Origin of the sequence: Actinacidiphila cocklensis, assembly GCF_907177275.1 — a bacterium.
GTDB classification, from domain to species: domain Bacteria; phylum Actinomycetota; class Actinomycetes; order Streptomycetales; family Streptomycetaceae; genus Actinacidiphila; species Actinacidiphila cocklensis.
The window spans coordinates 15444-37158 of the sequence record NZ_CAJSLV010000053.1 but is presented as its reverse complement, the minus strand read 5'-3'; the positions used below and the strand labels follow the sequence as shown (position 1 = coordinate 37158).

General features: G+C 70.3%; 21 protein-coding genes and 1 pseudogene. 8 read left to right on the top strand and 14 right to left on the bottom strand.

The window, feature by feature from the left end; translation table 11 throughout:
* Nucleotides 1-141: 141 nt before the first annotated feature.
* Nucleotides 142-1338, bottom strand: coding sequence for a serine/threonine-protein kinase (locus NFU81_RS16065; RefSeq protein ID WP_251490151.1), 1197 nt, complete (start codon nt 1336-1338; stop codon nt 142-144).
* The gene (locus NFU81_RS16060) at nt 1338-3092 is read right to left on the bottom strand and encodes a hypothetical protein (protein WP_251490150.1); all 1755 of its coding nucleotides are present in this window, start codon (nt 3090-3092) and stop codon (nt 1338-1340) included. Before NFU81_RS16060 ends, NFU81_RS16065 begins: the two co-directional genes overlap by 1 nt.
* Before the next feature lie 272 nt (nt 3093-3364).
* Between NFU81_RS16060 and NFU81_RS16055 the strand changes: the two genes are divergently transcribed.
* The 3 genes from NFU81_RS16055 (at nt 3365) to NFU81_RS16045 (ending at nt 6454) form a co-directional block, all read left to right on the top strand.
* The gene (locus tag NFU81_RS16055; protein ID WP_251490247.1) at nt 3365-5293 is read left to right on the top strand and encodes a P-loop ATPase, Sll1717 family; all 1929 of its coding nucleotides are present in this window, start codon (nt 3365-3367) and stop codon (nt 5291-5293) included.
* Between the two features lie 628 nt (nt 5294-5921).
* A complete protein-coding gene (locus tag NFU81_RS16050) occupies nt 5922-6203 on the top strand; it encodes a type II toxin-antitoxin system Phd/YefM family antitoxin (RefSeq protein ID WP_251490149.1) in 282 nt (93 codons plus the stop codon).
* The gene (locus NFU81_RS16045) at nt 6200-6454 is read left to right on the top strand and encodes a Txe/YoeB family addiction module toxin (RefSeq protein ID WP_251490148.1); all 255 of its coding nucleotides are present in this window, start codon (nt 6200-6202) and stop codon (nt 6452-6454) included. The genes NFU81_RS16050 and NFU81_RS16045 overlap by 4 nt, the downstream gene beginning before the upstream one ends.
* Nucleotides 6455-6721: 267 nt before the next feature.
* On the opposite strand, the gene NFU81_RS16040 is transcribed toward NFU81_RS16045, so the two are convergent.
* From NFU81_RS16040 to NFU81_RS16025, 4 genes are all read right to left on the bottom strand, one after another.
* On the bottom strand, nt 6722-7624 hold the full coding sequence (locus tag NFU81_RS16040) for a hypothetical protein (RefSeq protein ID WP_251490147.1): 903 nt from the start codon (nt 7622-7624) through the stop codon (nt 6722-6724).
* Complete coding sequence (locus NFU81_RS16035; protein ID WP_251490146.1) at nt 7621-7944, bottom strand: PadR family transcriptional regulator; 324 nt, start codon at nt 7942-7944, stop codon at nt 7621-7623. Before NFU81_RS16035 ends, NFU81_RS16040 begins: the two co-directional genes overlap by 4 nt.
* A gap of 224 nt (nt 7945-8168) precedes the next feature.
* On the bottom strand, nt 8169-9146 hold the full coding sequence (locus tag NFU81_RS16030; RefSeq protein WP_251490145.1) for an AraC family transcriptional regulator: 978 nt from the start codon (nt 9144-9146) through the stop codon (nt 8169-8171).
* Between the two features lie 359 nt (nt 9147-9505).
* Nucleotides 9506-9946 (bottom strand): DUF4345 domain-containing protein, encoded by a 441-nt coding sequence (locus NFU81_RS16025; protein WP_251490144.1) that lies wholly within the window; start codon nt 9944-9946, stop codon nt 9506-9508.
* A gap of 88 nt (nt 9947-10034) precedes the next feature.
* On the opposite strand from NFU81_RS16025, the gene NFU81_RS16020 reads away from it, so the two are divergent.
* The gene (locus tag NFU81_RS16020; RefSeq protein ID WP_251490143.1) at nt 10035-10661 is read left to right on the top strand and encodes a TetR/AcrR family transcriptional regulator; all 627 of its coding nucleotides are present in this window, start codon (nt 10035-10037) and stop codon (nt 10659-10661) included.
* 22 nt (nt 10662-10683) lie between these two features.
* On the opposite strand, the gene NFU81_RS16015 is transcribed toward NFU81_RS16020, so the two are convergent.
* From NFU81_RS16015 to NFU81_RS15995, 6 genes and pseudogenes are all read right to left on the bottom strand, one after another.
* Nucleotides 10684-11832 carry an RES family NAD+ phosphorylase gene (locus NFU81_RS16015; RefSeq protein WP_251490142.1) on the bottom strand — a complete coding sequence of 383 codons (1149 nt, stop codon included), beginning with the start codon at nt 11830-11832 and terminating at the stop codon, nt 10684-10686.
* A complete protein-coding gene (locus NFU81_RS16010) occupies nt 11829-13319 on the bottom strand; it encodes an alpha/beta fold hydrolase (protein WP_251490141.1) in 1491 nt (496 codons plus the stop codon). Before NFU81_RS16010 ends, NFU81_RS16015 begins: the two co-directional genes overlap by 4 nt.
* 218 nt (nt 13320-13537) lie before the next feature.
* A complete protein-coding gene (locus NFU81_RS16005) occupies nt 13538-13903 on the bottom strand; it encodes a VOC family protein (protein ID WP_251490140.1) in 366 nt (121 codons plus the stop codon).
* 56 nt (nt 13904-13959) lie between these two features.
* Nucleotides 13960-14052 (bottom strand): annotated as a pseudogene (locus NFU81_RS41000) (DNA-binding protein); the annotation flags it as partial.
* Between the two features lie 57 nt (nt 14053-14109).
* Nucleotides 14110-14691 carry a TetR/AcrR family transcriptional regulator gene (locus tag NFU81_RS16000; RefSeq protein WP_251490139.1) on the bottom strand — a complete coding sequence of 194 codons (582 nt, stop codon included), beginning with the start codon at nt 14689-14691 and terminating at the stop codon, nt 14110-14112.
* A 371-nt stretch (nt 14692-15062) separates the two neighbouring features.
* The gene (locus NFU81_RS15995) at nt 15063-15602 is read right to left on the bottom strand and encodes a hypothetical protein (RefSeq protein WP_251490138.1); all 540 of its coding nucleotides are present in this window, start codon (nt 15600-15602) and stop codon (nt 15063-15065) included.
* Between the two features lie 414 nt (nt 15603-16016).
* Between NFU81_RS15995 and NFU81_RS15990 the strand changes: the two genes are divergently transcribed.
* From NFU81_RS15990 to NFU81_RS15980, 3 genes are all read left to right on the top strand, one after another.
* Nucleotides 16017-16769 carry an SDR family oxidoreductase gene (locus tag NFU81_RS15990; protein ID WP_251490137.1) on the top strand — a complete coding sequence of 251 codons (753 nt, stop codon included), beginning with the start codon at nt 16017-16019 and terminating at the stop codon, nt 16767-16769.
* A 30-nt stretch (nt 16770-16799) separates the two neighbouring features.
* On the top strand, nt 16800-17417 hold the full coding sequence (locus NFU81_RS15985) for a VOC family protein (RefSeq protein ID WP_308208291.1): 618 nt from the start codon (nt 16800-16802) through the stop codon (nt 17415-17417).
* A 150-nt stretch (nt 17418-17567) separates the two neighbouring features.
* Nucleotides 17568-19895: a DUF4132 domain-containing protein gene (locus NFU81_RS15980; protein ID WP_251490135.1), complete on the top strand. Its 2328-nt coding sequence runs from the start codon at nt 17568-17570 to the stop codon at nt 19893-19895.
* Nucleotides 19896-19916: 21 nt separating this feature from the next.
* Here NFU81_RS15980 and NFU81_RS15975 read toward each other — a convergent pair whose 3' ends face one another.
* Nucleotides 19917-20312, bottom strand: a complete 396-nt coding sequence (locus tag NFU81_RS15975) for a DUF5997 family protein (RefSeq protein ID WP_251490127.1) — start codon at nt 20310-20312, stop codon at nt 19917-19919.
* 58 nt (nt 20313-20370) lie between these two features.
* On the opposite strand from NFU81_RS15975, the gene NFU81_RS15970 reads away from it, so the two are divergent.
* A complete protein-coding gene (locus NFU81_RS15970) occupies nt 20371-21093 on the top strand; it encodes a LysR family substrate-binding domain-containing protein (RefSeq protein ID WP_251490117.1) in 723 nt (240 codons plus the stop codon).
* Nucleotides 21094-21286: 193 nt separating this feature from the next.
* Here NFU81_RS15970 and NFU81_RS15965 read toward each other — a convergent pair whose 3' ends face one another.
* A complete protein-coding gene (locus tag NFU81_RS15965) occupies nt 21287-21706 on the bottom strand; it encodes a nuclear transport factor 2 family protein (RefSeq protein ID WP_251490115.1) in 420 nt (139 codons plus the stop codon).
* Nucleotides 21707-21715: the final 9 nt, after the last annotated feature.

Genomic DNA, 21715 nt, shown 5'->3' with positions numbered 1-21715 from the left:
GCGGAACTCCTTGGGCACCGCACACAAATGCACACTGTATATGCGTTTGGCCGCTGGTGCGGACAATGCCTGGTGTCTGCTGCGCGCAGCCAAGGCGCAAACCTGCCCAATATTTGCACACCTGCTCGTCACGGGGATCCTCTACCGGTTTTCCTCGCTTCGGGCACTGACCCACCGAGCCATCCCTTCAAAGGCGTCCAACGTTCGGCTATGTGCCGGACCGAACCAGGAGCTGCAGTCTCGACCGAGCCGGTCGTACAGCACGGCGGCTCCGCGTACGTCGCCGCTGTGACCAGTCAGGTCGGCCAGCTCCATGCGTGCCGTGACCACCAGAGTATGGTCCGGGCCGTGCTTCCGGATGAGGCGCCGTACGGTGAGTTCGGCGGAGGTCAGTTGATCCGCGAAGCCGCTGTCGGAGGCGGGTGCGCCTGGGTTCGCTGCAGGTCCGTCAGCACGCCGTTCCGCTCCGGAGGCATCGAGATCCCGTTCGAGCTCTTTGATCGAGTGGACGACCGCGCGCGCGTTGTGGGGCCGCTGTCGGGGATCCTTGGCGAGTAGCGCCATGATCAGTCTTTCGAGTGCCGGCGGCACTCCTGATACCTGCGCCTGGGGCGGTGCGGGGGCCTTGTTCTGGTGAGCCTGGGCGAGCGCGACTGGATCGGCGCGGGCGTCGCCGAAGGGGGGCCATCCGGTGACCATCTCGTACATCACGCACCCAAGTGAGTACAGATCACTACGTTCGTCACCAGGCTCGGCGCGGCACCGCTCCGGTGACATGTACAGAGGTGTGCCAGCCGCGCTGCGTGTCTCAGTAGCATCGACGAAGCGGGATAGGCCGAAGTCGACGATGCGTACGTCGCTGTCCGCCTCCCGAATGAGTACATTGCCGGGTTTGATGTCACGGTGGACGACGTTCTGGTCGTGAGCAGTTGCGAGGCCCTGGGCAATCTGACTGGTCCAACGACAAGTACGCGCCAGGGGCAGAGGGGTGACGCCTACATGAGCGCTCAACGGCTCACCGTCCACGTACTCCATGACGAGGAACGGATTGTCGTCCACCATGTAACAGTCGTAAATTCTGGCTACGTAGGGGCTGTCGACTTTGGCGGCAATCAGGCTCTCGCGTGAGAACCGGTCGCGTATCTGCGAGATGCGCTCTGAACTAGGCCGCGATCCGGCCAGCCGGTCCAGGGCCAGGAATTTTAGGGCTACTTCGCGGCTGAGTACTTGGTCACGCGCGCGCCATACATCTCCGAATCCGCCACTACCGATGTGGTCGACCAGTTCGAAGCGGTCGCCCAGACCGACAAAACGGCGGCCCTCGCGTGGCTGCGTCACTATTCGTTCTCCCTCTTGGTGCCGTGTCCTTTCCAAACGGCTTCTTCTATCGCGCCCGCCTCACTGCGCCACGCCTGATTCGCCCAGGCTGCCAACTGGGGAACGGCTTCGAGGTTCGCACGCCAGGCCGTGAAGAAGGTGACGCGCTGGGTCAGCGCCCCACTTAGGACGGTTGCGGCGGTCAGGGCGCTGTCCCGACCTTCACGGCTGAGTTCCTGCTTGCGCGCGGGAACTCGCCGCCACTCGTGGATCGCGAGAATGACGGCGCCGATTCCGAGGATGGCAGCGGTGACCCGCAGCGGTCCCTGTGGCGCGATGAACGCCACGATCGTGCCTGCAACAGCCACCACAGCGTCGGCGACGAACCGGAATCGATTGAGCTGGACGGACTCGATCTTTTGGCGGGTGCGGTGTTCTAGCAACCCCACCACTTCGCTGACTAGTTGCTGTTCTGGCAAGGTCACGGCCGGGTCGGCGGCCAGAGGACGATTCCACTCGCCCCAGGCGACATCGATCTGCAAGGGGAGCAAGGACGCGGAGCGTTGCGCATAGGAATTGGACGTATTTAGCACGTGAGGCCACACCGCGCGGAGTGCCAACAAGCGTGCCTCTTCTCCCAGGCGCACGGCGTCCGGCACGAAAACCGCGTTCACCAGCAGTGTCCGGAGGTTCACCGGTTTTGCGGCGTTCCGCTGGGCAGTGTGGTCCTGGTGCGCTGCCTCCTCATCGCCGTTGCGCTCAACGACGAGTTCGAGGTATCGGATGCGTGACGCGAGCTCTGCCTCGTCAGCGTCATGTCGGTCAATGAGTGCGTCGAGAGCACTGTCGGCATGTCCTGCCGGACCGCCATCGAGGTCCCCGGGAAAAGCGCGGCGGAGATGGGCGAGCGTGGCCTTCGGTATGGTCGCCAACTCCCAGCCGCTACGTAGGACACTCCAGTCATCGGCGCATACGCTGCTTAGCTCCTGATATGCCTTGGCTGGCAGCTCCTTACTCAAGTCGCGCATGTGACGCGCGACTTGGGTCTCGAGCGTGGCTGCCTGTGCCAAATCGAGACGACTCAGCCACTGGCGCATCGCATGCCGGGTGTACGCATGTGCTTCTGTTCCCAGCTCATTGCAAGCGACGGCGTCGAGCACGACGTGGAAGTCCTCATCCAGGGCGTAGGGATCGAGAGACTGCAGATAGCGGTCCATCCATCGGGCGGCTTCGTCTTGCTCGCCCAGCCGGGTACAGGTCAAGGTGAAGAAGAGGTTGGCACGGGCTTGGTCGATGGAGTATGCCTGAGCCCGGGCGCGGTGCATCTGGGGCGCCTTGTCGAGGTGGCGGGCCGCGAGAGCTACCACGGCCGGACCCAGCCAGAAGCCGCGGTCCATGAGCATGCGTTCCTGGGCGCATGCGGCCACTAGGTCTTTGTCCACCATCCCTTTCTCTAGAGCGTCTTTGGTCAGCGCGTGGACAAGTCCGTGGGCTAGGGCGCGGGTCTGCCTGCGCTGTTCGAACCGTGCGTGCCACTCAGTCGTCAGTCGGGCCAGCTCTGCCTCGGCGCGTGCTCGGACCTGGTCCCTGGCGTACCTATCGGTAAACTCCGCTAGGTTTCGGCCAAGTTGGCCTACTGAGTCCTCGACCCGGTCGATGGTGTGCGAAACGTTACCGAGTTCGGAGGCCATGGTCCGCAGCTCGCCCCGTAGCGCAGTGACGTTGCTCTGCACCGTCTCGACCCGCATCCCCAAGGCATCGACATCACTGTCCAACCGCCGTAACGCTCCTGTGACGTCACCTAGCGGCGTCTCCTGGTCGTCGTACTCGCCCACTTCAGCCCCCGGCTTGGATGTGTCGTCCGTCGCCGAGGCTTTTCACCCGGCATCACATGAGTCTCGTGTCCGTCTTGCTCATTATGTGTACGCCCCCGTCGCCCGGATCCTGAACGGCTAATCTGAGGCTGCTGTTGACTCGAATCCGTACCCGCTAGGCCTGCTGAGGCACCCCCCTGGGCGCCAGCGACACAGGAGGAGCCGTGGACAACATGGATCAACTGCACCAGCCGGTGCGTGATCTCTTCTTCGGGCGCGACGACGCCGAGCACGATTTCGCCGACGGCCTGTTGCGGCAGGGGTTCCAACGTACCCTCGCCTATGAAGCGGCACTCCACGGGCGCAAGTCGCTGGTCATCGGCCGAAAGGGCTCGGGTAAGAGCGCTATCTGCGCACAACTCGCCAACGGAGGCCTGTACCCAGGTCCAACAGCCGAGATCATGCCGGACAGTGCCGCGGGCGATGAGATTCGCCGGTTCGACCTGCAAGGCATCACGTCGGACACCGCCAAGTCGCTGATCTGGCGTTATCTGTTCGCCGTACAGGCCGCTCGTTACGTCGTTGAGCATGCCCGGGCACGGCACAGCCGGTCGTTGCGCCAGCCCGCGCCTGTCCGTGCGCTGCGCGAGTTCCTGCGGACGAACGGCGAGGAGCACGAAGCGCGCCTCACGGACCAGCTCATGCGTGGCACGAGTCGTCTGCAGTCGGCGACGCTGTCTCTGAAGATGTTCGGGTTTGAGGCCGGCGTGCAGACCGGCCATGGCACAGCGGGGCCCGGCTCGGAGGGCGCCCATGCGATGCGTCAGCTCGAGGCGCTCGAAGCTGGCGTCCGGGCAGCTCAAGGCGCGCTGGATTGTGATATCGCTGGGCACCCGCCTCTGCTCATCCTTGTCGACCAGCTGGAGCTGGTGTGGCAGGCGGACCCCGACAGTCATGCACTCGTCACAGGGTTGCTCCTGGCATCCAAGCACCTCGCAAGGATCTATGAAACGTCCGTGCGCTGCGTTCTGTTCATCCGCTCCGACATCTATGACACCCTCAACTTCGCCGATGGTGACAAGTTCCGCGGCGAGGAGATGCATATCGCCTGGACCTCACAGGCCCTGCGCGACTTGGCGCTCGCCCGCGCGTCCCTCTCTCTAGGGCGACAGCTCACCCACGAGCAGCTGTGGGGTGATGTCTTCCCCACCGCCATCCGCGGAGAGCCGACCGCTGACTATCTCGAACGTCACAGCCTGCCCCGTCCGCGCGACGCCATCCAGTTCCTCACCCTCTGCCGTGACGTCGCCTGGGAACGCGGTCACGCCACGGTGCGCGAGTCCGACGTCCTAGCCGCGACCAAGCGCTTCTCCCAATGGAAGCTGGAGGACCTTGCCAGGGAGTACAACGTCGGATTCCCGTTTCTTCGCCAAGTTTTCGCCCTGTTTGAGAACGGCGACCACCGGATACCCCGGGAGGCATTCGGCGCACGCTTCGCCGCGATCCATGCAGATCTGCACGAGGCGTACTCCGACTACACAGAGCACCTCACCCCGCACGCTGTGGTGGCGGCCCTCTTCGCCATCGGGTTCCTCGGCGTGAGGCGTGGTGACGGCATCGTGTACGCAGGTTCCACGTCGTTACCTGTCCAGCTGTACGAGGACGATCTGCACGTTCACCCCTGCTTCCAGCCTGCGTTGAACTGCGGGGAGGGCGCGATGGCAGGAGCATCGGTGGCTGACTTGGCCGTGCCGGCATTCGTATCGAGCGGCACACACACCAGCTTCCTTCGTAACGTCACCGTGACGGACGCAGGGTTCACCGTCGACCGCCGTGTCCTCCTCTTCGAGGAGGTCGACCGTGTAATACGGCGCTTGCTTCGCCACGTCGCGCGATCAGGACTGCCGGGGAGCGTGCGTGAGGACACGAGACTTGCCTTGTCGGCACTGCACGGGCGGGAACTCGCACACGCGGGGGATGGCGAAAGCGTTGGGGCGCGGGTGCGCTCCGCCGTCAGCCTCTTGGAGACACTCGCCGACCATCTCACGAGTGAGGGGTACGGCAGCGAGACCGTCACTCTGCGCCTGGCCGATGAAGCGCGCAGGCTTCAGCGTGTGCTGGGTGGTGCGGTCGGTGGCGGTGACTCCGACTCCTCTGGGTGACGCAGAGCCTAGGGATCGGTCCGGGGTTCTCGGTCCAGTTCAGCAGGGCTCGGCGGGTGAAGTCTTCGTGACGAGGGCTATGGTCGTGGCGCCGCATCTGCCGCGTTTCGGTGTGCCTGGCCGGTCCGCAGACAGTCCGCACGATGCCCGTAAACCCCCGTCGGGGACCAACGCTATCCAACCTCGAAATACCTGGTCAGAGCCATGATCGGCGCTCCGTCGCAGGTCAGGTTCGGCGCGGATACGTTCCGCTTCAACGTGTGATCGAGTACCTATGGGTGCCCTGACCTGCGGGGAAGCGATTTGTGCTGCCTTGCAGTCCGCAGCGGTCCGCAAAATTTCAGATTCGCCTGGCGCCGTGGCCGATACCGGGGCGCGCGCTGAGTGAAGGGATCGCTGGGTGAATGTCCATGGGGTCACGACCGAGGCGTGGCATGCGCACTCTGAATGACGTCGCCCTGGCCGGCGCTCGGCAGCTGCCTCACAACCTCCCCGGACAGAACGCCCAGTCGTTCGCGTGCTGACTCGGTACTGGATTCTCTGCGGTGCTGTCCAATCCGTTCCCTCTGCTCGGCTGACCCCGAGAGTGGTACGTTATTCAGTACCACTCGGCGAAGGGGTTCCTGTCATGTCCATCACCGCGAGCGAGGCCCGCAAGGATCTGTTCCCGCTCATCAAGAAGGTCAACGACGATCACGAGGCCATCGAGATCGTCTCCAAGCACGGGAATGCCGTGCTCGTCTCCGCTGAGGACTACGCTGCCCTGCGTGAGGGCTCTTACCTTCTGCGCTCGCCTGCGAATGCCCGCCGCCTCCTCAAGGCCTACGAGAACGCTCTCGGTCGCATCAATCTCTCCGAGCGTGAGTTGATCGACCCTGACGCGGCGGATGCGGGGCAGGGCGCTGCGTGAGGCTCGTGTTCGAGGACCAGGGCTGGGAGGACTACACGTCCTGGCTCAAGAACGACCGCAAGATGCTCGCCCGGATCAACAAGCTCATCGAGGACGTCAAGCGTGATCCCTTCACGGGAATCGGCAAGCCCGAGCCGCTGAAGTATCACCTGGCCGGCGCCTGGTCGCGGCGGATCGATGACGAGCACCGCCTCGTCTACCTCGTCACGGACGAAGAGGTCATCATCCTCGCCGCCCGCTACCACTACTGATCGTCCTCCGTCGAACGTCCGCCTCGCCCTCGATCGGCCAGTCCGCAGACAGTCCGCAGGACGCCCGTAAACCCCCGTCGGCAGCCAACGCACGCCAGCACAGAAATACCTGGTCAGAGCCGTGATCGGCGCCACGTCTTTTGCTGCCTGCGCCCGCCCGACCAGTCCGCAGGGCACCCGTAAAACACCGTCGGAGCCACGCCGCGTAGGAAGGGCTCCACCGTCTGCGGTGGAGCCCTTCCTGCGTCGCGCTGCGGCGGTGGCCGGTCAGCCGGCGGTTCCGGCGGTGCGGCGACGTGTCCTGAGCAGTCCGGCGCCGGCGACCGCGAGCGCGGCGGCCATGCCCACCTGGAACTGCGGCCCGTGGATCCCTGCGCCTTGGGCGAAGTCGTACAGCGGATACAGGGTGGCGGGCAGCAGTGCCAGCACCACGACGACTGCGTTGCGGCGGTAGCTGCTGCTGGAGAGCAGGGCCACGCCGAGCAGGAGAACGGCCGTCAGGATGAACCGTGCCTGGTCGAAGAGCAGGGTCTCCAGTGCCAGTGTGCCCACGGCAAGGAGAACGATGGCGCCCGCCCTCCGGCCGTTGGTGACCTCCAGGCTCAGCGGTGCCGCGAGGAGAAGCAGCGTGGAGAGCACGGTGCCCGCCAGGGGCACGAAGTTCGAGGCCCACAGGTCCGACCCGCCGCCGTGGGAGTCGGCGTAGAGCTGGGTCAGCACCGCTGCGACGGCGGCGACCCCGCAGGCGGCGACCGACAGGAGCCGGGCCAATTGCCAGCGCCCGAGCGCCAGGCCGGTCAGTGCGAGCAGGGACAGGCCGATGGCGGTGATCGCCGGCCAGAGTGCGAACTGCTGCTGCAACTGCTCCCAGGAGAGCATCGGGGTCAGGGTCCGCAGCAGCGTGACCAGGATGCCCAGGCGTACAGCTGTGTCGACCGCGACCGCCAGCGGCGCACCCCGGTTCAGGGCTCTGCCCAGTGGGCGGTCCGGGCTGATCCGCAGGCGTACGCGCAGTCCGTGCGCGGCGAGGGCCGAGGCTTCCTGCAGGACGGCCAGCCCGCCCTCGGCCTCGCCCACCTGGTCGGCGGTGGCCGCCAACTCGGCACCGTGCAGCTCCCGGTAGCCCGTCGGATAGGCGCGCAGCGCCAGCTCTATCGCCCGCGCCGTCATGCCGTCACCCCCGCGACCCGCACCCCGGGAAGCCCCTTCGCGGTCATCCGGCGCTCCGCCTCAAGGGCGACCGCCCGCAGGCGAGCGGCTTCGGCGGACAGTTCCTCGCGTCCCTGCTCGGTGAGCGCGTAGACCCGTCGCGCGCGACCGTCCACGACCTCCTCGCGCTCCACGCAGACGACACCCTGCTGCAGCAGGCGGTCCAATGCGCCGTACAGGGTTCCCGCCCGCAGCTTGACCCTGCCGTCGGAGATCTGCGCGACCTCCTGGATCAGCGCGTAGCCGTGCCGGGGCTCGTCGGCGAGAGCGATGAGGAGCATAACCGTCGGTTCCTGTAGGGGCTTTCGCGCACCCTTGAGCTGACTCATGCCGCCTATATATATCGGCCGCCGGTATATCTGTCCAGCTCCCGCCTCCCCGCCGACCGCGCCCTCGGAGGGGGATCGGCCGAGCGCGCCGCGGGAACGGGGCGCTGTGGGGTGACCGGCGATCTGCCGCTCACCGCGCGCTGGGGGCACGGGGACCTCGTACGGGCGTGGCGCCGCTACGGGGCCGCGCGCGCGGCTGGGGCACAGTTCCGGTGCTCTCTCGGCGAGAGGCCGTACGCGGCGCGGAAGGACCGGCTGAAGTCCGAAGCGCTGGGGATGCCCCAGCGCACGGCGACCATGTGGATCGGCATCGTGCGCAGCGCGGGGTCCGCGAGGTCGCGGCGTGCCCGTTCCAGGCGTTGCGCGCGGATCCAGGCGGCGACCGTCTCGCCATGCGACTGCTGGGCGAAGAGACGGTGCAGGTAGCTGACCGAGAGGTGGTGCGCGGCGGCGATCACCGGTGGCGACAGGTCGGGGTCGTGCAGATTCCGCCGGATGAACGCCCGGATGCTTTCCATCGTGGCCCGCTGCCGGGCGTGGTCCGGCGCTGCGGCCTCGCAGTCGAGTTCACGGGTCAGCCAGGCGGTCACCAGGTCGGCCACGACCGTGCCCAGTCGAGCCGCCTCGTCGAGCCCGAGGGCCGCAGCCTGCCGATCCAGGCTGACGAGGAATTCCGACAGTACGGCGCCCATGCCTTCCCGCCCCGAGAACCCGCGGCCCAGGATGCCGCGGAGCCGGTGTTCGGGCAGGGACAGCATCGACGCCGGGAGGTCGACCCCCACCGCTTCGACCCCCGGTCCGCCCCGGCCGGCGCCACCGGCGCCGAACGCGCGCAGGTCGAACGGCTGTGCGCTGTCGACGATATGCAGATCACCCGGCCGGAACATCTTCGCAGGCCCTGTCCCGTGGGTCAGTGCCATCGCCCCGCCCAGAAGCAGTGTCAGGTGGTAGACACCTGGATCCGACCGCCGCGCCATGCCGGCTGTGCGACGGAACCGCGCCGACGGGAAGGAGGTTTTGAGCAGAGTCGCCGACCCCAACTCCAGGTGCCGTGCCTCCACCTGGAAGTCGTCGGCATGGGCGCTGGTCACCTCGCTGGCCCGGCTCTTCCCGAGCAGTTCCCGCCAGTGCTCGAAGCGCTCCCTCGCCGGCACACCCTCATCCCCTCGCACGCTCCACCCCTCGCTCCCCGCTCTGTCCGCTCTGTCCGCACATTCTTTCCCAGCGGCTGGTTCTCGGCGGGCCGCCAGTGGTCGTCCCCGGCTCATATGCAGTGGACGCAAAGACAAGAGGGTGTCGACGCAGTGCCAACACGGCGGCGCGGGTCGCCTGACATCCTGCTCAAGGCACCGGCGGCACGTCACCTCCCACCTGGCACCGCACCCGGAGGTGAGAGGGACGGGGCGGCTCCACGTCCGCCCGCCGGTCTGCCGGCAGGGTTCCCGACTCGCCAGCCGATCATGTGCCGATCACACGCTGGTACGGGGGGGTCGGGAACCCGCACACGCGTCGGTCACGGTGCCGTCCGGCGCCCGGCGTGCCGCGTGACGGCGCCCCTGTATGCCGCGTCGGCTCGCTCCGCTCGCGCCTGCGCACCGGCCAGCCAGAAGAAGACCGGGGGCAGGGTGAGTTCGATCGCGGTCAGCGCCATCTGGAACCACTGCGGCCGGCCGTGCTCGGCGAGCGAGAGCAGCCGTCCCGCGCCGCCCAGCAGGAAGACGCCGGCCAGCCAGCGCACCGCCCGAGCCGGGACGGGCCGCTGTCGCGCGGCCCACAGCCACGCCAGCCCGTAGCCGGTGAAGCTCGCGCCCATGAAGCGGCCCCAGCTGTCGATCGTCGTGCCGGCCGAACCGGCGCCGGGGATGGCCGCGTTGCCCAGCAGCACGTGGTAGGCGCCGATCACCACGCAGGCCCAGCCCATCAGCAGAGTGAGGGTGCGCAGAGTCCTGGCCATGATTCCTCCGGGCGTCGCTGGCGGCTTAGTTGACACGTGTCTATCAGGGTGGGTGCGCTAGTAGACGGATGTCAACTAGGCTGGTGGGGTGCCTCCCCGCAAGCGGCTCACCCCCGCCGACCGCCACGCCCAGCTCCTCGGGGTGGGAGCCCGGCTGTTCGCGGCCCGCCCGTACGCCGACGTGCTGATGGAGGAGGTCGCGGAGGAGGCCGGAGTCTCCCGCGCCCTGCTCTACCGCCACTTCCCCAGCAAGCACGCGCTGTTCGCCGCGGTCTACCAGGAGGCGGCCGACCGGCTGCTCGCCGAGACGCGGCTCGATCCGGCCGACTCCCTGGTGGAGCAGCTCGTCCAGGGCATGGACGTCCACCTCGACTACTTCACCGCCAACCGCAACGCCGTCCTGGCAGCCAACCGGGTCCTCGCGGGCGACCCCGTGATCCAGACGATCATGGCGAACGAGCTGGACGCGCTCCGCGAGCGGCTGCTCGGCGTCCTCCCGCTCGCCGACGAGGGCGCCCGTGAGGCGGTGTCCGGCGTCCTGAAGAGCTGGCTGGTCTTCGTCCAGGTCCTCTGTGTCGACTGGCTCGCCCACGAGACCTGCACCCGCACCCAGTTGCGTGACGTATGCGTCGGCGCGGTGCTCGGCGCCCTCCGCCCGCTGCTCGACGAGGCCCCGGCCCCCGGCTGGGAGCCGGAACGGCCCGCGCAGGCATGACGCCCCGCGGTGGGCGCGGGCGTCAGTACCTCGGGCCGCCGATCCGCCGGACGACCAGTTCGGTGTCCGGCTGGAGCCGCAGCATCGCGGTGCTGCCGACCGCGTCGGCGTCGACGCATCCCTCAGGGCCGGTGAACAACGCGTAGTTGACGCCGTCGTTCTGCGCCGAGCGGAAGACGATGCCCTCCACCTGGAGCGGGGACAGCCAGCGGAAGTACTCGGTGAGGACCTGGGTGGGGACGTACGCGGAGTGGTCGCGCCCGTCGAGGCGCACGGGTCTGCTCATGTCCGCGGAGAAGGCGCGGATGAACTCCACCGGCCCCAGCAGCGCGTGGTGCTCAGGATCGAACAGGCTCGGCGGGGACAGCTCACCGGACAGGTCGATCACCGATACCGGGCGGATCAACTCGAACGCGGCCACCGCCGCGTAGGGCCGGGGGTCGTGCGCCGAGATCTCCGCGACGGTCGTGGTGATGTCCGCGGACCCGTAGAAGACCGGGACTCCCGCTGGGCTCATCCGGTTGGCGGCGGCCTTGTCGCGGGGCGCCGATCCGATGGTCGCGGCGACGAAGCCCGGCGCCGAGGTGTCCGTCTGCATCCGGCCGCGCCACACCTGGTGGCCGGCCGGCAGCGTACGGACCAGCTCCAGCTTCTCGATCACCGCCGACACCGTGTCCAGGACGGTGGTCGCGACGGAGTCCGACAACACGGTGTACCGCCGCTCGTCCCGGATCCGGTCCCGGAAGGCCGACCACGGTTCCAGGACAGGTCCCGCACTCCGGTTGTGCTCCCCCCGCCGCTGCCACATGCCGGTGCCGACGAGGCCGAGGACCGCCCGTAGGACCGCGGGTTCCATGGCACCCGAGCAGACCTCCTCCACCACCGTGGCGCTGGGAAGCCCCCTCAGGAACGGGGATCTCCGCTCGTACCGCTCCTGCACGGCCTCCATCACGACCGACGCGAGCACCCGCAGGTCCGCCGCTATCGGGAGGGACCGGCTGGTGCGGCCGCAGAAGGAGCAGCGGTCCGACGTGAGCGCCGAGCCGATCCGCTCGCGCAGACGAGGCTCGCTGAGGTGGTCGGTGCAGACGTCCATGGCGGTGCCCGGAGGGCCGGACGTACCGGAGGTACCGGCGTCGGCAGGAGCAACGGACGTCTCCGGCAAGGTCATACCGGCTCCTGGCCTGCCTGCTCGTGGGCACGCTTCTTCGCCTGCAGCCGGCTGAGCAGCAGATCGAAGATCGCACGGCGGCGCGTTGCGAAATGGATGCTCCAACTCGGGTCGTCGGCCAGCTCGTTCATCAGCGGCACCCAGATCAGCTCGAAGCTCGCCAGCACGCTCATCTCGCCGCGCCCCGCGCCGAAGAGCGGGAAGCAGATGGACGACAGGGGGAGGCCGAGCTCCTGGCGTTCCCGTCTGGCCAGGTCGAAGGTGTTGTGGACCGCCCGCGGAATGGCCTGGGAGGAGACGCGGTAGTTGTTCGTCCCCGACACCGGGGTGGCGATCGCCGCGTGGTAGATCCGCTGAACGTTCCGCCGCAGGAGAGCACCCGACGGTGTCGGCGCGACGGTTCCCTCGCGCACCGGTAAGCCGTAACTCCCCTGCGCTCGCAGCCAGTCGGCGAGGTGGTCGCCGGCCACGTCCTGCAGGATCTGTCCTCCCTCGCTCTTCTCCGCGGCGGCCCACCGCAGACTGCCGGATGTGGACGGCTTGAAGAACTGCGACAGCTGGAGGTAGGTGTTCTCGGAGGAGACCACCACGTCCACGTTCTTGAGCTGCTCCACCGGCCCGCCGTGCAGGAAGAACTGGGTGGCGTGCCCGTCCCGGCCGCCGGTGGGGATGCTGATCGGGCCGACGACCTCCCGCTCGGTCAGGACGTCGGAGGGCGCGGTCGGCGGCCTGCGGCGGTGCGGAATGTCGGCCTCGGGCTGCGGTTCGGCCGGGAAGGGCTCCGCCAGGGCGCGTGCCAGCTCCCTGCGCACGGCGTGCACGATCCGGCTGTCGGGTCCCGCTGGCCTGATGACGGAGAAGTGGTCACCGGGCAGCACACCGGTCTCCGGGAAGAACCCGGCCGCCGAGGCGGGCACCACCACGTTGTCGCTCTCACCGGCGTAGGCGACGATGGGGATCGGGCACCGGTCGGCGGAGATGTCCGGCGCGCGGACGATGCCGTCGATGACCCTGCGCTGCGTCTCCAGGACCGAGGTCTGCAGCGGTTTGAGCTCGCGCTCCTGGCGGTTGCGGGTCAGCGGCATCAGGCCCCTGCGGGCCAGCAGGAACAGGTCGGAGCCGTTGTTGGGGCAAGCCAGCATCACCAGCCGCCGGATCCGGGCGAGTTCCCTGCCCCGGCCGGCCAGCAGCATGCGCGACAGGTACCGCTGCGCGATCAGGCCGCCCTGGCTGTGCGTGACCAGGACCACCCGCTCGTAGTCGCCGGTGAAGTCGTCGATGTGGCCGCGCAGGTGGTCGGCCACGGTGTCGAGGTCCGGCATCCGGCGCAGCGGGTTCCAGGTCACGGGACGCGTGGCGTAGGTGAAGAAGAGGAAGTCGAATTCGTCCGCGACCTCGGGGATCGCGCCGAGTACGCCCGTCAGCGGAGCCCAGGTGTCCGGCGACGAGAACAGCCCGTGCACGAAGACGACGACGGACTGGCGCACTTGTACCCCCGGGGTTGACAGCGGGTGGATCCACCCCGGAATCCTAAAAGAGGTATGCGGTGGCATCCGAGTTCAACGATTCCGGAGCGCCGTGCCCCGCCCCTGACCGAGGTGTCCTCGTGGGGCGTGGCGCCCGGCACCGCCGACCGGGCTGCGCACGCCGCATGCCGTGCCGGCGCGTCCGTCCACCCGGCCGGGTGGACGGACGCGCCGGCCGTTCAGCGGGCGATCGGCTCCAGGAACTCGAGCCGGTTGCCCACCGGGTCCTCGGAGTAGAAGCGCTGGTGGCCCGGCAGCCCGTCGTCCCACACGACCTGCGCGCCGCGCTCCTCCACGCGGGCGGCGTACGCCTCGATCCCGGCGACCCGCAACCCCGGGTGGGCCTTCTTCGCGGGCCGGAAGTCCGCCTCGATCCCCAGATGCAGCTGGACCGCCCCGGCCTGGAACCAGCACCCGCCCCGGGCGGCGAGCGCGGGCGGCTTGGCGATCTCGGTCATCCCCAGGACCCCTGCGTAGTACCTCCGCAGCTCGTCCTCACTCCCGGGCGGCGCGGCGAGCAGCACATGGTCGACGGCAACGAGCATCGGATCGGGTTCTCCTTCCTGCGGGCAGTAAGAAACTACTGCCCCGGGTCAGGGGTTCACACCCTGGTGATCTCGACGCCCGGGCCGCACAGGAGCGTCAGGTCCTCGGGGTCGGACGTGAGAACCGTGACCGGCCGGTGCGCGGAACGATCGAGCGAGGGCGGGGCGACCTGCTGGCCGCCTGGCCGCTGTGAGGGGTCTGCGGGTCAAGACGCAGGCGTTGGCCAGGTGTTGGCCGCTGAGATGACGGCGCCGGCCAGGTGGGCGGACTGGGCTGCGATCTCGCGGGGAGGGGACGGGCGGCCGTGTTCCAGCCACCAGGTGATGGACTGGGTGAACATCGCGCCCAGCACCGTGGCCGCCAGGCCGTCGGGTGCAGCGGGTGCAGAGGGTGCCGGGAGGTGCTCCTTGACCATGTCCGCCAGGGACGCCCGCATCTTCGCCGCGAACCAGGAGCTGCCCTTCTTGCCGAGCATCGCCGCGTAGAAGCGGTGGTAGCGGTCGATGTGCTCGAAGAACGCCACCCACCGCTCGGCCGCGGGCCGCACCTCGCCGCCGTCGGCGATCGCGCCGAGCAGGGCGTCCATCGCGTCGTCGAAGACCTGTTCCACCAGGTGGAACTTGTCGCGGTAGTTCCGGTAGAAGGCGGCCCGGCTGACCATCGCCCGCTCGGTGATCTCCCCGACCGTGAGGCGGTCGAAGCCGCGTTCCTCGATCAGCTCGATGAGGGCGTCGCGCAGGAGTTTGCGCGTCCGCCGGACCCGTACGTTCTCGACGGACCGGGACACTTCGCACTCCTTGCCCAGAAGATGCCGGGAGCGCACAGGCTGACCCGATCGAGACATCGTGTCCGGGACGGGTCACCGTGTCAATCGGTCATCCCGTCATCCCGAGGCCGTGCCGTAGGCCGCCCGGGTGGCGCGGGCGGCGGGCTGGGCGTGCCGGTCCGCAGGGCGCAGGGCGTGGGGCGGGGTGCTCCCGTCGGGAGCGTGGTGTCCGTCGAGGACGCCGTGGCCGGCATGGCGGACCGGGTGGTGCGGGACCCTGGCCTCCGACCTGCTCGACTACGTCGTCGGCGACACCGACACGCACGCCGCGAACCTGCCGGGGGACGACGTGTGAGGCCCGTCCCCCGGGGCCGTCCCCCGAGGCCGTGCCGCTACTCGTCGTCCCCGAAGAGCAGCCCGTACGGCAGGTGGTCGTCGTCGGGGACGTACGGGACGTAGTCGGGGGCCGTCCGGGCGGCGACGGCCAGCAGCCGGTCCGCCGCCTCCTGTTCCGCGACCGGGGCCAGCCCGAGCGCGTCCAGCAGGCGGTCGCGTTCGGCGTCGAAGTCGGGGTTGTCGTCGCGCAGGTCCGCGCCGAGCTCGTCGCTCGGGAAGCCCGCCGCCAGGTCCTGCCAGTTGGGCAGCACCACGACGAGCGTGAGGGCCTCGACGAGGTCGGTGCCGATCAGCGTGGCCTGGCCCTCGGAGTCGGCGTAGAGCACCGGCCGCTCGGCCGCACCGGCCTTCCCGCACAGGAAGTACGTGCCGCCGGCGCCGCAGCCGGCTATCGGCTGCAGCGGCTCCCCGGTGGGAAGGACGACGTCCTCGACGGGGTCGCGGCGCTCGATGTCGAAGTCGCCCGGCCAGGCGAGCGCGGCGGCCAGGGCGGGGTCCTGCTCGATCCGGCGGAGCAGATCATCTGATGCGGTCATGGGCGGACCGTAACAGCGCCCTCGGACAGCGGCGGACCGTGCGGCGTCCGGATTCCCGCCCGCAATATCGCATTGCCGCCGCCATTCCCGCGGCGCCCGCCCGCGGGGTCGGCGCAGGCCGGATGCACGACGGCCGATCGGGTGACACACTGAAGATCGGAGCCGGTCCGATGCCCAGATGCGCCCGGCACAATTGCGCCGCGCGATGCGTCGGCAAGGCAATAGGCAATAGGCAATAGGCAATTCACTCCCCACGTCGACCGGTTGGGAGTTGTGCATGAGCGCTGAAGCGCAGTATTCCCCGAAGGACACCGCGCTCCCGGCCGCCGCCCCCTCCAGCGATTTCTTTTCCGTGAGGGGAAAACCGTGGCCGCGGGATGTCCGCGCGCGATCGCACGAAGGCGGTGACGACAGGTGAGCGAGCCGGCGGGCGCCGGAGGCGGCGGGCAACTGGCCGGGCAGACGGTCGTGGTGGTCGGGGGCAGCGCGGGCATCGGCCTGGAGACCGCCCGGCAGGTGCGGGCGGCCGGCGGCGACGTGGTGCTCGCGGCGCGCAACCCCGAGCGCCTGGAGCGGGCGGCCCGCGAGCTGAAGCCGCTGAGCACGGCGGCCTTCGACGCGCACGACACCGACCGCCTCGAACGCTTCTTCGCGGACCTGCCCGGGCAGGTCGACCACGTGCTCGTCACGGCGGGCGCCCCCGCGTACACGCCGCTGGACGAGCTGGACCCGGCCGACGCCGGGCGGGCCTTCGGCGGCCGCATCGCGATGACGCTGGCCGTGGCCCGGGCGTGCCGCGAGAAGGTCAGGCCCGGCGGGACCCTGCTCCTCGTCGGCGGGACGGGCGGCCGGCGGCCCGCGGCCGGTATGGCCGTCATCGGCGCCGTCACCGCGGCGCTGCCCGCGCTGACCGCCGATCTGGCGCTGGAGCTCGCCCCGGTCCGGGTCAACCTCATCGCGGCCGGGTTCGTCGACACCCCGCTGTCGGCCTCGCTGCTCGGCGACCAGCTCGACGCGCGGCGCGAGCACCTGCGCAGGACGCTGCCCATCCGCCGGGTGGTCCAGCCCGCGGACGTCGCCGCCCTCGCCGTGCACCTCATGGTCAACGACGCCCTCACCGGGGCGACCTACGACATCGACGGCGGGCAGCAGTTCGTCGGCGACTGACCCATCCCGCTCAACCAGGAGGCGTACGCCATGGACATGAAACTCGAGGTCGTCGTGGTGCCGGTGTCCGACGTGGACCGGGCCAAGGACTTCTACACGGGGCTGGGCTGGCGGCTCGACGCGGACGTCGCCCCCGACGACTCCTTCCGGGTGGTGCAGGTGACGCCGCCGGGCTCGCCCGCGTCGGTCATCTTCGGCACCGCGGTCACCGAGCAGGCGCCCGGGTCCGCCCGCGGGCTGCACCTGGTCGTCGACGACATCGGGTCCGCCCGCGCGGAGCTGGCGCGGCACGGCGTCGAGCCGAGCGGGATCTTCCACGACGCGGGCGGCGTCTTCCACCACGCCGGCACCGACGCCCGCGTGGCAGGACCCGACCCGAGCGGCACCAGCTACGGCTCCTTCCTGTCCTTCAGCGACCCGGACGGCAACGGCTGGCTGCTCCAGGAGATCACCGACCGCCTCCCGGGCCGCCTCGACCCCGCGACCACCGCCTTCAGCTCCGCCGACGACCTGGCCTCCGCCATGCGCCGGGCCTCGGTCGCCCACGGCGGGCACGAGGCGCGCACCGGCAAGGAGGACCCCGACTGGCCGGACTGGTACGCCCGTTACATGGTGAGCGAGCAGGCGGGCACCGCCCCGCCGGAATGACCGGACCGCCACCGTGAGGCGGCTGCGGCCCGCAGCAACGGCGGCGCGCAATGCGCCTCGCGCGGAAGCGGACTGACCGGCTGTCAGTGGGTGCTGCCACAATCCGGACATGATCGACGACGACATCGAGCGGGGTGCGTGATGGACCTCGTGACCCGCCTGACGCGCGCGCTGACCGACCCGGAGTTCGAGACCGACGCCCCGTACGCGGAGCTGCCGCGGCTCTCCGACGTGCAGCTGGGCAGCCTCCTCCCGCTGGCCTACCGGGTGGGTGCCACGGGGACGCCAACGATGACCCGGGTCCGGTTCGCGGTCGAGGGCGAGGGGCGGGAGCGGCCCGCGCGCTACACGCCCGAGGCGTGCCGCGCGATGTTCGACGCCCTGGTCGCCCAGCTGGAGGAACGCGACGCGGCGGACCTCGGGCGCGCGGTGGCGTCGCTGCTGCGCTGCACGGGGCCGCGGCCCGACCTGGCAGTGCCGTCCCGCGCCCTGGTCGCGTTCCGGCTGGAGAAGGACGACCTGCGCCAGCCGTACGCGCTGCTCGCGGTGGCGGCGCTGGCGGGCGACGGGTCGCTGCGGGAGGTCCGGGAAAGGCTCGGCCGCGGCGGCGGCCCCATCGCGGTCGACGAGTCCGGTCTCGTCGCGGGGCTCGCCCCGGACGAGCTGGCGCTGCTGTCCGAGGCCGCGGAGCGCGACGGGTACGGTGCGCCGCCGCCGCTGCCGGACCTGTGGCGCAGGATCGCGGACATCCCCGCGTACGCCGCCTTCGCCCGGCGCGCGCTGGAGGCGGCCACCGAGCGTGCGGAGGCGATCCAGGCGGGCCGGATCCCCTACAAGGCGGACGGCGCCTACACCGACCGGGAGGTCGCCGTGCTCGGCTGCGCCGCCCGGGTGGCGCTGGTGCGCGACGAGCCGTGGCTGCCCGACCTGCTCGACCGGCTGCTGCCCGCCGTCACCGTCGCCCCGACGACCGCGAAGACCCTGCCGTCCCAGGCCCTGCTGTACGAGCTGGTCCGCGCGGCGCAGGAGCATCCGACGCCGGAGCTGGTCACCGCGATACGCACCGTCCGGACGTCCGTCCGGCACGCGGGGGTGCCCAAGACGCTCGACAGGATGCTCAAGAAGGTCGACGCCGCCCTGGCCGCGCGGACCGACGTGGCACTGCGGCTCCCGACGCTCGGATTCGACGCCGACGGTGTGCTGCGCCGCACCGCGGGAGACCACCGGGCACTGGTCACGGTCACCGACTCGGGCGCCGTGCTGACCTGGTCCAAGGACGGCCGCCCGCTGCGCGGCGCACCCGCGGCCGTGCGCCGCGATCACGGCGGCCTGGTCAAGGAGCTGCGCGAGCTGGTCAAACGCGTGGGCGTCCAGCTCGGCACCCTGGCCCGGGCGCTGGAGGCCGGCTTCACCGTCGACGCCGTCCACCCGTACGGGCGGTGGCGCACCGAGCTGGCCGGGCATCCGCTCGCCCGGTCCGTCGTGGGCCGGCTGATCTGGGAGGTCGAGGTCGCGCCCGGCGAGTGGCAGGCCGTGCTGCCGGGGGCGGGCGCCCTGCCCGGCGCCGGCGGGCTTCCGGACGCGCCCGACGGCAGTTCCGTACGCCTGTGGCACCCCATCCGCTCGGACCCCGGCACGGTACGGGCCTGGCGGGACCTGCTCACCGAGCGCCGGATACGGCAGCCGTTCAAGCAGGCCTTCCGCGAGATCTACCTCCTCACCCCCGCCGAGCGGGAGACCGGCGTCTACTCCCACCGCTTCGCCGCGCACCTCGTCCACTACCGCCGGATGTTCGCGCTGTTCAGGGCACGCGGCTGGACGAGCCGGCTGCTCGGCTTCTGGGACGGCGGAGACCAGGACGAGGCGGTGTGCACGCTGGCCGCGGGGGAGTGGCAGGTCCGCTTCGCCCACTCGCTGGCGACCGCGGGCGACGAGGACCTGGCCACGACCGACCAGGTCCGCTTCGACCGCCGGGCGGCCGGCGGCTGGCGGGAGGCGCCGCTCGCGGACGTACCGCCGCTGGTCTTCAGCGAGGCGATGCGCGACGTGGACCTCTTCGTCGGCGTGACGTCGATAGCCGCCGACCCCGACTGGACCGACCGCGGCGCGGAGCGCGAGTACTGGCAGCGGGCCGGATTCGGCGAGCTGACCGCGAGCGCGGAGGTACGCCGCGAGGCGCTGCGGCGGATCGTGCCGCGGCTGGCGATCGCCGACCGGTGCTCGTTCGACGGCCGGTGGATGGTGGTCAGCGGCGACCTGGGCACGTACCGCATCCACCTGGGCTCGGCCAACGTCCTGATGGAGCCGGACGACGCCTACCTGTGCATCGTCGCGTCCCGCGGCAGAAGCGACGGCGAGGTCTTCCTGCCGTTCGAGGACGAGCGGCTCTCGCTGATCCTGAGCAAGGCATTGCTGCTGGCCGGCGACAGCGGGATCACCGACCCGGGCATCCTCGGCCAGATCAAGCGGGGCGCCTGACCGCCGGGCGTGCGGTCCGGGTCAGCGGTTCTGGTCGGCGGCGCGCTCCGCGTGCTTCTCCTTGACGCGGGCCGCCTCCTTGCGCACCTCGGCCTGGGTGGCGCGCTCCCGCTGCAGCCACTGCGGGCTCTCCTGCTTCAGCTCGTCGATCTGCGCGGTCGTGAGCGCCTCGGTGACGCCGCCGCGGGCCAGGCCGGCGATCGACACGCCCAGCCTCGCCGCGACGACCGGGCGCGGGTGCGGGCCTTCACGGCGCAGGTCCTGGAGCCACGGGGGAGGGTCGGTCTGCAGCGCGTTCAGCTCGCTGCGGGAGACGACACCCTCCTGGAACTCCGCGGGGGTGGCCTGGAGGTACACACCCAGCTTCTTCGCCGCGGTCGCGGGCTTCATCGTCTGGGTGGTCTTCTGCGACGTCATACGGTCAAGGGTAACGAGCGCGTGCGGCGCCCCCGACCATCGCGGATAGCCTTGCGGGGTGACAGGCTCGCAGGCACCTTCCCCCTTCCGGCTCGCCTACGTACCCGGCGTGACGCCCGCCAAGTGGGTGCGGATCTGGCAGGAGCGGCTGCCCGGCGTCCCGCTCGACCTCGTCCCGGTGCCCGCGGAGGAGGCGGCCGGCCTGCTGCGCGCCCGCGGCGCGGACGCGGGCTTCGTCCGGCTGCCGATCGACAGGACCGACCTCAGCGCGATCCCGCTCTACACCGAGACGACCGTGGTCGTGGTCCCCAAGGACCACCTGGTGGCGGCGGTGGAGGAGGTGTCCGCGGCGGACCTGGCCGACGAGATCGTGCTGCACCCGCTGGACGACACCCTCGGCTGGGAGCAGCCCCCCGGCCGCCCCGCGCGGGAGCGCCCCGCGACCACGGCGGACGCGGTCGAACTGGTCGCCGCCGGGGTGGGCCTGCTGGCCGTCCCCCAGTCGCTGGCCCGCCTGCACCACCGCAGGGACCTCACCTACCGCCCGCTGACCGACGCCCCGCAGTCCCAGGTCGCCCTGTCCTGGCCCGAGGACGCGACCACCGACCAGGTCGACGACTTCATCGGCATCGTCCGCGGCCGCACCCCCAACAGCACCCGCGGCCGCTCCCAGCCGGCCCCCGAGGCACAGCAGAAGTCCAAGCCCAAGCCGAAACCCAAGCCCGCCAGAGGCGCCACCCCCCGCCCCGCCAAACGCGGCAAACCCCGCCGCCGCACCTAAGGGCTGTCCGGCAATCCCCGGCGGGCGCGCGACGACAGCTACGGCACCTCGCTGCGTTGTCGGGCTCGCCCGAATACGACCCGGTATGAGGGCGACCCTTCGCCTTGCGATGCACCGCATCTGACGCCGCCCGCTGGTCCACCGCGGATTACGGGACAGCCCTTTAGCGCCTGCAAGGTCCCGCCCGAGGAGTTCAGCGGGCGGCGGGGAAGAGGACCTCCGCCACGTGGTGGGTGTCGGCGTACTCCCGGATCGCGGTGATGCGGCCGGCCTCGACGGTGAAGACGCCGAGGCAGCGGTTGCTGTAGGGGGCGCCGGTCGCGGTCGTGCCCTCCGAGGTCCACTCGGCGACGACCTGGGGGCCGTCGGCGATGACGTTGGTCAGGGCGATGACCAGCGGGGCGCCCGGCATGAGGCGGCCGGCCATGCCGCCGAGGAAGTCGTCGATGATGCTGTCGCGGCCCCGCCACACCCGCGAGATGGGCAGGCTGCCCGGGTAGTCCCAGGTGGCGTCGGGGGCGAAGCTGTCGCGGACGACGGCGAGGTCGCCGTCGCGCACGGCCTCGACGTAGCGGACGACGACGGCCTTCGGGTCGAGCGGTGCGGCGGTCACGGCGGTGCT